The following is a 12,534-nucleotide window of genomic DNA, read 5'->3' on the forward strand; positions in this document are numbered from 1 at the left end:
GCGTGCAGGTCAGGCCCGTTCATGCGCCGAGGGGGCGGCATGAGCAGGGCGTCGCGAGCGCATCAGCGTCTTGCGGTCCGCTACTTCGACGACCGCATCCTGCTCACGGACTCCTGCGCATGGGCCTATTTCCGGCTTCCGACGGTCAGCTATGAGTTCGTCACCCCCGAGGAGCGCGAGGCTCTGGCGACCAACATCACGATCGCGCTGGCGGCGATCAGGATGCCCGACGCGGAGGTGCACCTGCGCGTGGCGCACCGCACGTACCCCGCCGCCGAGTGGGCGATGGCCCTGAACGGCACCTCCGACGAGGGGGCGGGCTGGCGCGACTACCTGGAGGAGATGTACCGGCACGTCTGGGCGAAGGACTTCTGGTCGAAAGAGGTCTACATCGGGGTACGGCTGGGCTCCCGCGGCCGCCAGCTCGGGCAGGGAGTCCTGGCCCAGTTGTTCGGCTTCTACCAGCGCACCGAGAAGGTGCTCGGCCTCGACGACGACCACGTGCCGGACGGCGAGATCAGCAGATGGACCGAACAGGCGGAACGCCTGGGCAGAGCACTCGCATCCAGCGCACTCTACGCCCGGCACGCCACCTCGACCGAGGTGGCGTGGTTGTTCCAGCACGCCGCCTCCGGCTCGCTCGGCGACCCGCCGCCGTCGGCCAGCCCGCGCCGCCGCTGGGGCAGGGGCGAGATCGAGTCGCTGGTCGAGGGCGAGATCCGCAACGGCAGGTCGCTGCTGCGCATGGTGCAGCCGCAGGGTGACTCCTATGTGGCCTACCTGTCGTTCGCCCGCTTCCCCGACCTGATGCCGTTCCCGGACGGCGAGCCGTGGATGCACTTCTCCGACCAGTTGCCGTTCCCGGTCGAGATCTCCAGCAGGATGCGGCTGATCCCGCCGGTCAGGGCCTCGAAGGACGTGGCGCGCAAGCTCGCGCACGCCCGCGACATGGACATCCACATCCGCGAGGCGGGCGCGGAGGCGCCGATCGCGCTGGCCGAGCAGATCGACGCCGCCCGCATGCTGGAGCACGGCATCACCAAGGAACGCCTGCCCTTCGTGTACGGCTGGCACCGCCTGATCATCAGCGCCCCGACCGAGGAGATCTGCGTGCAGCGGGTCGAGGCGGTCGTCGAGCACTATCGCGACATGGGCATCGACGTGGTCAACTCCACCGGCGACCAGTTCTCGCTGTTCTGCGAGACGCTGCCGGGGGAGAAGGTGCGGGTCAACGCCTACGCGCAACGCCAGCCCCTGCGGACGATCGCGGGCGGCATGGCCACGGCCACGGTCGACCTGGGCGACCGGATGGAGGATCCGGTTTCCGGCTGGCTGGGGCCGTACATCGGGGAGACGGTGGGAAGGGCGCGCAGCATCGTGCACTTCGACCCGCTCGTGGCGGCGATGCGCAACCGGCCCACGGCCATCGCGATCACCGGCGAGCCCGGCGGCGGCAAGACCACGCTGGCGCTGCTGATGATCTACCAGATGGCGTTGCGCGGCGTCACGGTGGCGGTGATCGATCCCAAGGGCGACGCCGACTCGCTGGTGCAACTGCTGCAGAAGCGCGGGCGCAAGGCCCGGATGATCCCGCTGGGCTCGGCGGCGCCCGGCCTGCTCGACCCGTTCTCCTTCGGCGACGACATCGCGGCCAAGAAGACGATGGCGACCGAGACGCTGCGGCTGCTGCTGCCGCGCATGTCCGAGGAGCGGGAGTCGGCGATGATCCAGGCGGTCGCCGCGGTCTCGAACGCGCCGGACCCGTCGCTGGGCAAGGTCGTGGACTACCTGGAGCAGTCCGACGACGCCGCCTCCAAGAACCTGGGCGCGGTGCTCCGTTCGATGTCGGAGATGCACCTGGCCCGGCTCTGCTTCGACCCGTCCGGTGGCGAGCAGATCGACACCGAGGGCTGGACGACGGTGTTCACGCTGGGCGGGCTGACGCTGCCCGACGTGGCCACCGGCCGCGACGACTACTCCTACGAGCAGCGGCTGTCGGTGGCTCTGCTCTACCTGGTCTCCCAGTTCGCCCGCAGGCTCATGAACAGCCTCGACCGGAGGGCGCCCAAGGCGATCTTCCTGGACGAGGCGTGGGCCATCACCTCCACGCCCGAGGGGGCCAAGCTGGTGCCCGAGGTCAGCCGTATGGGCCGCTCCCGCAACACGGCGCTGGTCCTGGTCTCGCAGAACGCCGGCGACCTGCTGAACGAGCAGGTGACCAACTGTCTCTCGTCGGTCTTCGCCTTCCGATCGACAGAACGGGTGGAGGTCGACCACGTGATGGCGCTGCTCGGTGTGGACCCCTCGGAGGAGCACAAGGCCGTGCTGCGCTCCCTGGGCAACGGCGAATGCGTATTCCGCGATCTGGATGGCAGGGCGGGACGCATTGCAGTAGACCTGATCTCTGAAGAGCTACTGCGCTGGCTCGACACGAATCCTACGCATGACAAACCCGGCGACAGCGGGAATGATCTTCAAGGGGGAGTGGGCAGCAGGGCGCAGGAGGTGCGGTCATGAAGGTCCGGCTAGCCAGGCGGCTGGCGGTTGCTCTGGCGCTGCTCGCGGGCATCATCGTGTTGCCCGCGATCGCGGGCGCCGCGTCACCCGCGGCCGCGGCTCCGTGTGATCTTTCCGGCACGCTCGCGCCGGAGCTGGTCGGCGGCGGCGTGGACGGGCTGCTCTCGCCCCCCGCGCCCAGCAGTACGGCGCCCGCCGCGCCGACGACCAACTACCAGCAGTTCGGGACCAGCGGCCAGTTCTGGCACACCTACGACATCGGCTGCGACTTCGGCTCCTTCATCGGCAACTCCTGGGCCAACCAGGTGTTCCTGTGGGCCAAGGCGATCGACCGGCTGACGATCACCACGTACCAGGCGGCCGCCACCGAGGGGCCGCTGGTGGCGATCAAGGACGTCGTCGACGACATCGTCACGAACCTGTCCGAGGCGATGTACTGGCCCTACCTGCGGCCGATCGTCATCCTCGGCGCGATCTGGCTGGCCTGGTACGGGCTGATCCGCAAGCGGGCCACCACGACCACCGAGGGCATCATCTGGATGGTCCTCGCCGTCACCGTGGCCACCTGGTTCTTCAGCCGCCCGCAGGACTTCACCGGACTTGGCAAGGTGGTCACCGACAAGACCGGCGAGGTGGTCAACTCCGCGTTCTCCGGCCTGCCCGGCTCCGGCGGCACCTCCTGCCTGCCCGGCCCCGGCCAGACGAGCCCGCAGGTCAAGGCGGGCGGTTACGCCCACACCGGCACGCCCACGGTCGACCAGAACGCCGACGCCCTCTGGTCCACGCTGGTCTGCAAGCCGTGGCTGATGGGCATGTTCGGCACCGCCGACCCCAACCAGCCGATCGTGCGCGACTACGGCCGGGCCATGCTGGAGATCCAGACGATCGACGCCGCCGAGATGGCGAGCGGCAGCCGTGACAACGGCGCACACCAGGCCAAGTACGCCGAGTACGCCGACAAGCTCAGGGGCGACCCGCGCTACTTCGTCTTCCAGGGCAAGGAGTGGACCAGCCGGGTCGGCGTGGCCATCGGCGCGCTCATCGCCGCACTGGTGGCCGGTCTGCTGATCTTCCTGGTGGCGGTCTCGCTGCTGGTACTGAAGGTCAGCTTCCTGCTCCTGCTCATCCTCGGGCCGATCTTCCTGCTGATCGGCGTGCATCCGGGCAGCGGGCGCATCATCGCCATGCGCTGGGTGGAGATGCTGATCGGCACGCTGCTGCGGCAGGCCGTACTGGCGCTGGTGCTCGGCGTCCTGGTCTACGGCTACGCGCTGATCATGTCCTCGGCGCTGCCCTGGGGCATGCAGATCCTGTTCATGGCGCTGCTGACGCTCGCGGTCTACTTCTACCGCCGGCCGTTCCAGCACCTGTTCGCCTCCATGAACGGGCACACGCTGACCACCCGCATGCTCGGTGACGCCACGACCGCCCCGGTACTGAACCAGGCGGCGACCGTGCTGCCTCCCGTCGCGGCCAACAAGGTCAAGAACTGGGGCGTACGCAAGGCTGAGCCGGTGCTCCAGGCGGCGGCGGCCGGATCCGCGGGCGCGGCGGCCGGAGCGGCCGCGGCACGTGCGGCGGCGGGCGGCGACGGCAACGGCAACGGCACGCCGTCCGGCAACCGGATGCCCGCGACCCCCGCACCACTCAACACCGACCAGCCCGGCGGCAAGGGCGGAGCCCGTACGGCTCCCGCCTCCAGAACCGGCTCGGCGCCGCCGCTCAACCTGGGCGGCACGCCCACCCGCACCCCCCGCTCCGGCGGTCGTGGTGGCGGAGGCGGCGGCGTGAGCGGCGGTTCAGGGGGCGGCTCCGGAGGGTCGGCGTCCGGTGGTTCCGGCGGCGGGTGGTTCGGCGGCCGGTCCGGTGGCGGCTGGGCGCCGCGCGGCGGCTCTGGCTCTCGCTCCGGCGGGTCTGGCTCGCGGTCCGGCGGTTCGCGCACCTCCTCGGGCGGTTCGCGCCCCTCCGGCGGCGGACTGTTCGGCGGCGGCTCGTCCGGCGGCAGGCGTAGCTCGTCGGGCGGCGGCGAGCGCCGCTCGTCGGGCGGCGGCGGCTTCTTCGGCGGATCCGGTGGTTCGTCGGGCGGCGGCATGTTCGGTGGCGGACGTGGCTCGTCCGGTGGCCGGAACTCGGCCGACGTGCCCAAGGCGCGCGGCTCGGAGCCGCCCCCGCTCTGGCTGCCGACCCGGCGGAGCGGTAGCGGCCGGGGCGGTGACGAGCCGTCGGTGCCGTTCTGGTTGAAGCCCAATAGTCCCGACAAGGATTGAGATGGCGCAGTCAGGTGACAAGCGCGGGGTGGTCTTCGTCGCGATCGTGGCGGTCGTGGCCGCGGTCGGTCTCTATGTGACGATGTGGCCGGGCGACCCTGACCCGGCGCCCGTGACCGCCGCGACCGGCAGCGCGGCGCCGAGCGTCCCCGTCTCCAGCAAGCCGCTGGCCACCGCCAGCGACGCGCCGTTCGACATCTACGACTACCTGCCGATGAGCAGGCAGCAGCTGGCCGCCGCCGCCGACCTGGCCGAGCGGTTCACCGCCAGCTACGGCACCTTCCGCCATGACGAGGACCCGTCCGTCTACGCCGATCGGGTCAAGGTGTTCACCACCGGCGAGCTGGCCGGCTTCCTCACCAAGGCGCTCACCTCGCCGGGCACCATCGAGCAGAACAAGACCGAGCAGACGGTCGCCACCGCCACGGCGAAGATGAAGGAGATCAGGCAGGTCGGCGCGACCTCGATCATCTTCGTCGTCACCAGCACCCAGAAGCTCAGCGGCAGGTCGGGCACCAGCGAGCGCACCGAGGACCTCGCCGTCACGCTCACACCCGTGGGCAACGACTGGCGGGTCTTCGACGTGCAGCCGGCCGGAGACGGCCAAGACGGGGACCCCGAAGGGTGAACGTCTCCTCACGCGCCCGCATCGGCCTGGCCGTCGGTCTGGCGGGCCTGCTGCTTCTCGGCGTCATCATCGTGTCGCCGATGATGATGATGCCGGGCATGCCGTCCTTCATCGGCAACTCCACGACCACCGATTGCGAGGACGACGCCCAGGTCGAGGACGTCTCCGACTCGGGCTCCTCCGACATCCCGCCCGACCTGCTGGAGCTCTACAAGAAGCACGGCAAGAAGATCGGCGTCCAGTGGAACATCCTGGCCGCCGTGGGCAAACGCGAGACCGACCACGGCCGTTCCAATCTGCAGGGCGTCAAGAGCGGCACCAACTACGCCGGCGCCGCCGGGCCGATGCAGTTCCTGATCAGCACGTGGGGCGGCAAGGCCAGGATCCCGATCCCGTCGAAGTTCAACGGCTACGCCTCCGACGGCGACGACGACGGCATCGCCGACGTCTACAACCCCGCCGACGCGATCCTGGGCGCCGCGCGGATGCTGAAGCGCAACGGGGCTCCGGAGAACGTACGGCGGGCGCTGTTCGTCTACAACCGGGCCTGGTGGTACGTGGACCAGGTCGAGGCCATCGCCAAGAAGTACGCCAAGTCCGGTGAGGTGAAGCTGCCCCCGCAGGCCGACCCCCAGTGCGACGAGCCGCTGGTGCAGGCGGCGCCGACCGACGTGGTGGCCAAGATCCTCTCCTATGCGCTGGATCAGCGGGGCAAGCCGTACCTCTGGGGCGGGACGGGACCCGACGCCTTCGACTGCTCGGGGATCATCTTCATGGCCTACCGCAGCGTCGGTCTGACGATCCCGCGCACCACGTTCGGCCAGTGGCCGTTCGGCATCAAGATCGAAAAAGGGAGTGAGCAGCCCGGCGACCTGGTCTTCTTCAACGCGGGCCCCGGAACCGGCCCCGACAATCCCGGCCACGTCGGCATGGTCGTCTCCAAGGGGAAGATGATCGAGGCGCGCTGCCGGCTGTGCGGGCCGATCAAGGTGACCAGCTACCAGACGCGTGACACGCTGATGGGCTTCACCCGGCCGCTGCAGAACCCCGCCGTCCTTGACCAGCTGAAGAAGCAGGAGAATGCGGCCCTATGAGCATCGTCGTGGTGGCCGCCGTCATCGTCTCGGACGGGCGGGTGCTCGCCGCCCAGCGCGCCGAACCGCCGGCGCTGGCCGGAGGATGGGAGTTCCCCGGCGGCAAGGTGGATCCGGGAGAGGGCGAGGAGGAGGCTCTGGTCCGCGAGTGCCGGGAGGAACTCGGGGTCGAGATCTCCGTCGGGCGCCGGGTGGGCGGTGACTGGCCGCTTTCGCCCGGGTACGTGATGCGGGTGTGGCTGGCCACGCTGGAGGCGGGGACGCCGGTGGCCAAGGAACACCTGGCGCTGCGGTGGCTCGGGCCGGAGGAGTACTTCTCCGTCGACTGGCTGGGCGCCGACCTGCCGGTGATGGAAGCCGTGGCGGATCTGCTCGGACAGGATTAGGCGACTCCGTTCTGTGACATAACCACTACTAGGTGTGTCCGCATTCGGGGGGAACCGTCATGTTCGAGCGCAGGCGATCCCGTGGGGTCGCGGTGGCGGTGGGAACCGGTGCCCTGATCCTCGGGACTCTGTCGGTGGCGTCGGCGGCCGTGGCCGGCGAGGTGGCCCTGGTCTTCGACCGTGTGGGCGACCCCGACGACATCGGCGCGTGGGTGCGGACCGGGGATGTGCTGCGTTTCCGGGTACGGCTCGCCGGCGACGCCCAGGACGCCCGCCTCGCCTTGGCCACCAGCCCGGGTGAAGCGCTGTCCACGGTCACCTGCGCTCCTCAGAGCCTGGCCGCCGGCGATCCAGGGGTGATCGCCGCACCTCCCGCCGCACCCCCGGCCGCGCCGCCCGTACAAGCGTCCGGGGCGCCCGCCGCCGCGTCTTCGCGAGCCTCCGGGGCGCCCGCCTTGCCGTCCCCGCCAGCGTCCCTTGTGCCGTCGGGGAGCGTTCCGCCACATGAAGGCCCGGCGGACGGCCGGGCGGCGGGGGCGTTGGGCGTGCCTCAGGTGGACGGGACGCTGACGCCCGGCACCGCGCCGACCCCTGCCGTGGGCGTGGCGGCGCGCGGAGCCGAGGTGTGCAGGCTGGGGAAGGTGTCGGGGGAGCGGGCCGTGGACGTGCGTCTGACGGTGCCGCAGGGGGTGAACGAGGTGGTCCTGGCCGCGGTGGCCCAGGTGTGGGGGAGCGGCGGCGTGTCCACGCTCAGCGGGAGCGCCCGGACGCCGGTGGGGACCGGGCCGATGCCGCGGCCCGCCGCCGCCCGGCCCCCGGAAGCCGTGGTGATCCCGCTGCCCACCCCGATGGCCAAGCCCGCCCAGGTTCAGCCACCCGGCAAGGGGGACGAGGACCGGCCGCGCGGCTCGTACACCGGACCACGCGGCGCCCTCACCAACGTCGGCCCGCGCCATGCCACCCACGACGCGGGCCCGCGTGGTGTCAGCCCTTATGCGGCCCCGCGCACCGTCAGCCCCCACGTCGCTCCGCGCACCGTCAGCCCCCATGCCGGACCGCGCCCCGCTCGGGTCGCCTCCACCCGGCCGGAGGGGTTGTGGAACGACCCGAATCTGCGGCTGCCCAAGGTCGCCCCCGCGTCCGCCGCCGCCACCGGGGCCGCCGGTGTGCCGCTGCCCCGGCAGATCGCGGTGGCCGCCAGGACGTTCGAGACGACCGAGCCCATGAACCTGCTCACCGGTCACCGCGGCCTGTCCGTCGTGGCGGGCGGGATCGCGGTTCTGCTGGTCGCGCTGTGGTTCGTCGCCCGCGGGCAGCGCCGCAGGATCGCCGAAAACCAGGATTGAACCGTTCCAGCCCAGGTCACAGCGTGACAACATCGGAGAACAGGGCTTTACTGTTACTTTGACCTGACTAGTATTCCCTTGACCATGGTTCCGGGATGGCGCGGAGGGCACCGGTGGCACGCACACGAGCGACGGCCGTGTCCGCGTTGATCCTCGCTGTCGGTCTCACCGGGGCGGTGGTCTCGCCGTTCGTCATCCAGGCGGCCAGCGCGTCCGCGTACGCCTTGGAGCCTCCGCCCGTCGAGGGCTGTGACGCGGGCGAGGTGTGTGACCCCGAGGTCACCATCACGCAGACCGTGACCGAATCGCCGGAGCCCGAGCAGCCGGAGACGACGATCACCAAGACCGTCACCAAGTCTCCGACCGCCAAGCCCACGAAGACGCCCAAGCCGAAGAGCACCCCCACGCCCAAGACGTCCAGCCCGGCGACCCAGCCGCAGCCGCTCGTGCCCAGTTCGAACGCCCCGATCCCGACGCCCTCCTCGGAGCCGCCGGCGACCGAGGCCCCGGTGCAGTTGCCCACGGTGGCCGGTACGCAGCCGCCCACCACGACGCCGCCGACCCCGCCGGCCTCGGAGGAGCCCACCGAGGAGTCGCAGCAGCTGGAGTTGCGGAACGCGGCGCCCGAGTTCGACCAGCGGACGCTGACGCAGAAGCTGAGCATCCCGGCGCTGGTTCTGGTGCTGCTGACCCTGTTCGCGGTACTGATCTTCGAGGGCAGGCTCCGCCGCATGGCCCACGCCGCCGCGGTCCGCAAGGCCGGCCCCGCCCCCGACACCCACGGCTACCCCGCCGGCCCGGCGTACACCGCCTACCCGGGCGCTCACCCGAGCGGCCCGCACCCTCCGCAGAGCGGCGGCTACCCCGGATATCCGGGTGGTACGGCGTATGCGCCGATCATCAGCTTCGTGCCGGTCCAGACGTATCCGACCAACCAGCCCGCTTACCAGGACCCGAGTCCCTACACCCAGCCCTACCCGTCGCAGCCCCCCACGCCCGAGCCGCCCGCCGAGCCCGTGGTGCTGCACCCGGACGAGTTCGACTCCTACAACCACGAGCACAGCCACGAGTACGGGCACGAGCGGGACGATGACAAGGTGCGGGGCGCGTTCGAGCCCCTGGTCCCTCCGGAGACCCCACCCGCCGACATCCCGTCAGGCGGCTCCGGGCCCTACGACGCGACCCGCGAGATGCCCCTGTCTCCCGGCTCCGCCGCCGAGTCCGGCGACGAGGACCTCTTCCGCCGGGATTAGGTGCTCTTTCTCTTCGTGGTGCCGTCAAGGCCCCCCATCCGTTACGGCAGGCCGCCCCACCCCCACCCGCCGTACGTGGCTGAGGACATTCCAGGGTCACGGCAGGCAGGCCGCGCATAGCCGGCCACCGACACGACCGCCCCGCCGGCCGGACAGGTCTTGACCACTTGGCGGGGCGGCGCAGGCCGTGGCGGCGGTGCGTTCGTCCGGCGTGAGAAGCGATCCCCCCGGCACGTGAGCCCGCGGCGGTGGGTGGCGGTGGGGCGGCTTGCCGTAACGGAACGTCGGCCTGAAGGCGCGCGTGCGACCCTCGGGAACGCGAGCGGGACTTCGGGAACGCGAGCGGGCTTCGGGAAGTGATGAACCCGCCCGCCGTCACGTGGCGGCGGGCGGGTTCCTGAGACGAGAACCTACGACTTCGGGCGGCGGAAGATCTTGTTGCCGAGCCAGACCAGCGGGTCGTACTTGCGGTCGACGACGCGTTCCTTCATGGGGATCAGGGCGTTGTCGGTGATCTTGATGTGTTCCGGGCAGACCTCGGTGCAGCACTTGGTGATGTTGCAGTAGCCCAGGCCGTGCTGCTCCTGCGCCGAGTCCTGGCGCTCCGCCACGTCATACGGGTGCATGTCCAGCTCCGCGATCCGCATCAGGAAGCGCGGCCCGGCGAAGGCCGGCTTGTTCTCCTCGTGGTCGCGGATCACGTGGCAGACGTTGTTGCACATGAAGCACTCGATGCACTTGCGGAACTCCTGCGAGCGCTCGACGTCCACCTGCTTCATGCGGTACTCGCCCGGCCGGACGTCGGCGGGCGGGGTGAAGCTGGGGATCTCGCGGGCCTTCTGGTAGTTGAACGAGACGTCCGTCACGAGGTCCTTGATGACGGGGAAGGTCCGCATCGGGGTGACGGTGATGGTCTCGTCCTCCTCGAAGGTGGACATCCGCGTCATGCAGCCCAGGCGCGGCTTGCCGTTGATCTCCATGGAACACGAGCCGCACTTGCCGGCCTTGCAGTTCCAGCGGACGGCGAGATCGGGGGCCTGCGTGGCCTGGAGGCGGTGGATGATGTCGAGGACGACCTCGCCCTCGTTCACCTCGACGGTGAAGTCCTCGAGCTTGCCTTCACCGCCCTCACCGCGCCAGACCTTGAACTTCGCCTTGTAACTCATTCTGCGTTCCCCAGCTCTTCTTCGGTGAGGTACTTCTTCAGCTCGCCCAGGTCGAACAGGTCGAACAGGTCCTTGCGCATCGGCGGCTGGACCTTCTCCTCGACGGTGACGGCCGCGCCGTCGGGGGTGGCGCAGACGAGAAGCTTGCGGCGCCACTCGGGGTTCATGCCAGGGAAGTCGTCGCGGGTGTGGCCGCCGCGGCTCTCCTGACGCAGCAGTGCCGCGCGGGCCACACACTCCGAGACCAGCAGCATGTTGCGCAGGTCGAGCGCGAGGTGCCAGCCGGGGTTGTAGATGCGCGAGCCGGCGGCGCCGACGAGTTCGACGCGCTCCTTGAGCTTCTCCACGACCTCCAGCGCCTCGGAGACCTCTTCGGCCTTGCGGATGATGCCGACCAGCTCGTTCATCGTCCGCTGGAGCTCGTGGTGGACCTCGTAGGGGTTCTCGCCGCCGCGCTCCAGCGGCGCGAGGGCCTCGGCCTTGGCGGCGTCGACGGACTCCTGCGCGACCGTGGGGCGGGCCGGGAGCGAGTTGACGTACTCGGCCGCGCCGAGCCCGGCCCTGCGGCCGAAGACCAGCAGGTCGGACAGGGAGTTGCCGCCGAGGCGGTTGGAGCCGTGCATGCCTCCGGAGACCTCGCCGGCCGCGAACAGCCCGGGTACGGCCGCCGCCCCCGTGTCGGCGTCGACCTCGACACCGCCCATGATGTAGTGGCAGGTGGGGCCGACCTGCATGGGTTCGGCGGTGATGTCGACGTCGGCCAGCTCCTTGAACTGGTGGTGCATCGACGGCAGCCGCCGCTTGATCTCCTCGGCGGGCAGGCGGGTGGACACGTCCAGGAAGACGCCGCCCTGGGGGGATCCGCGGCCCGCCTTCACCTCGGCGTTGATGGCGCGGGCCACCTCGTCACGGGGCAGCAGCTCCGGCGGGCGCCGGTTGTTGGCCTGGTCGGTGTACCAGCGGTCGCCCTCTTCTTCGGTGGTGGCGTACTTGTCCTTGAAGACGTCCGGGATGTAGTCGAACATGAAGCGCTTGCCCTCGGAGTTGCGCAGTACGCCGCCGTCTCCGCGGACCGACTCGGTGACCAGGATGCCGCGCACCGAGGGCGGCCAGACCATGCCGGTCGGGTGGAACTGGATGAACTCCATGTTGATGAGGTTGGCGCCGGCCAGCAGGGCCAGGGCGTGGCCGTCGCCGGTGTACTCCCAGGAGTTGGAGGTGACGACGTAGGACTTGCCGATGCCGCCGGTGGCCAGGACGACCGCGGGCGCGTCGAAGAGGATGAAGTTGCCGGTCTCGCGCCAGTAGCCGAACGCGCCCGAGATGGCGTCGCCGTCCTTGAGCAGGCGGGTGACCGTGCACTCCTGGAAGACCTTGATGTAGGCCTCGTAGTCGCCGTGGGTCTCGTGGTCCTCCTGCTGCAGGGCGACGACGCGCTGCTGCAGCGTGCGGATCAGTTCCAGGCCGGTGCGGTCGCCGACGTGGGCCAGGCGCGGGTACTCGTGGCCGCCGAAGTTGCGCTGGCTGATCTTGCCGTCCTTGGTGCGGTCGAACAGTGCGCCCCAGGCCTCCAGTTCCCAGACGCGGTCGGCGGCCTCCTTGGCGTGGAGCTCCGCCATGCGCCAGTTGTTGAGGAACTTGCCGCCGCGCATGGTGTCGCGGAAGTGCACCATCCAGTTGTCGTCGGAGTTGACGTTGCCCATCGCGGCGGCGGCGCCGCCTTCGGCCATGACCGTGTGGGCCTTGCCGAACAGGGACTTGCAGACGATCGCCGTGCGCTTGCCCTGCTGCCGGGCCTCGATCGCGGCCCTCAGCCCGGCGCCGCCCGCTCCGATGACGACGACGTCGTATTCGTGACGCTCGATTTCCACAGGTTT

The 12,534-nt window shown here is 70.4% G+C and carries 9 protein-coding genes; 7 read left to right on the top strand and 2 right to left on the bottom strand.

Features of this window, described 5'->3' with window-relative positions:
- The first annotated feature begins 39 nt into the window (after window positions 1-39).
- The 7 genes from ACIBKY_RS22990 (at window position 40) to ACIBKY_RS23020 (ending at window position 9,491) form a co-directional block, all read left to right on the top strand.
- Window positions 40-2,517, top strand: coding sequence for an ATP-binding protein (locus ACIBKY_RS22990; protein ID WP_397099152.1), 2,478 nt, complete (start codon window positions 40-42; stop codon window positions 2,515-2,517).
- Entirely contained in the window at window positions 2,514-4,784 is a 2,271-nt protein-coding gene (locus ACIBKY_RS22995; RefSeq protein ID WP_397099154.1) for a type IV secretion system protein, read from the top strand. Before ACIBKY_RS22990 ends, ACIBKY_RS22995 begins: the two co-directional genes overlap by 4 nt.
- A gap of 1 nt (window position 4,785) precedes the next feature.
- On the top strand, window positions 4,786-5,412 hold the full coding sequence (locus ACIBKY_RS23000; RefSeq protein ID WP_397099156.1) for a hypothetical protein: 627 nt from the start codon (window positions 4,786-4,788) through the stop codon (window positions 5,410-5,412).
- Window positions 5,409-6,506 carry an NlpC/P60 family protein gene (locus tag ACIBKY_RS23005; RefSeq protein ID WP_397099158.1) on the top strand — a complete coding sequence of 366 codons (1,098 nt, stop codon included), beginning with the start codon at window positions 5,409-5,411 and terminating at the stop codon, window positions 6,504-6,506. Before ACIBKY_RS23000 ends, ACIBKY_RS23005 begins: the two co-directional genes overlap by 4 nt.
- Entirely contained in the window at window positions 6,503-6,892 is a 390-nt protein-coding gene (locus ACIBKY_RS23010; protein ID WP_397099160.1) for a (deoxy)nucleoside triphosphate pyrophosphohydrolase, read from the top strand. The genes ACIBKY_RS23005 and ACIBKY_RS23010 overlap by 4 nt, the downstream gene beginning before the upstream one ends.
- Window positions 6,893-6,951: 59 nt before the next feature.
- Window positions 6,952-8,238: a hypothetical protein gene (locus ACIBKY_RS23015; protein WP_397099162.1), complete on the top strand. Its 1,287-nt coding sequence runs from the start codon at window positions 6,952-6,954 to the stop codon at window positions 8,236-8,238.
- A 113-nt stretch (window positions 8,239-8,351) separates the two neighbouring features.
- On the top strand, window positions 8,352-9,491 hold the full coding sequence (locus ACIBKY_RS23020) for a hypothetical protein (protein ID WP_397099164.1): 1,140 nt from the start codon (window positions 8,352-8,354) through the stop codon (window positions 9,489-9,491).
- 410 nt (window positions 9,492-9,901) lie between these two features.
- Here ACIBKY_RS23020 and ACIBKY_RS23025 read toward each other — a convergent pair whose 3' ends face one another.
- Both ACIBKY_RS23025 and ACIBKY_RS23030 read right to left on the bottom strand, forming a co-directional pair.
- Entirely contained in the window at window positions 9,902-10,657 is a 756-nt protein-coding gene (locus tag ACIBKY_RS23025) for a succinate dehydrogenase/fumarate reductase iron-sulfur subunit (protein WP_397099166.1), read from the bottom strand.
- Entirely contained in the window at window positions 10,654-12,528 is a 1,875-nt protein-coding gene (locus ACIBKY_RS23030; protein ID WP_397099168.1) for a fumarate reductase/succinate dehydrogenase flavoprotein subunit, read from the bottom strand. Before ACIBKY_RS23030 ends, ACIBKY_RS23025 begins: the two co-directional genes overlap by 4 nt.
- Window positions 12,529-12,534 lie beyond the last annotated feature (6 nt).

The sequence above is a fragment of the Nonomuraea sp. NPDC050394 genome, from assembly GCF_044459065.1.
Classification (GTDB): domain Bacteria; phylum Actinomycetota; class Actinomycetes; order Streptosporangiales; family Streptosporangiaceae; genus Nonomuraea.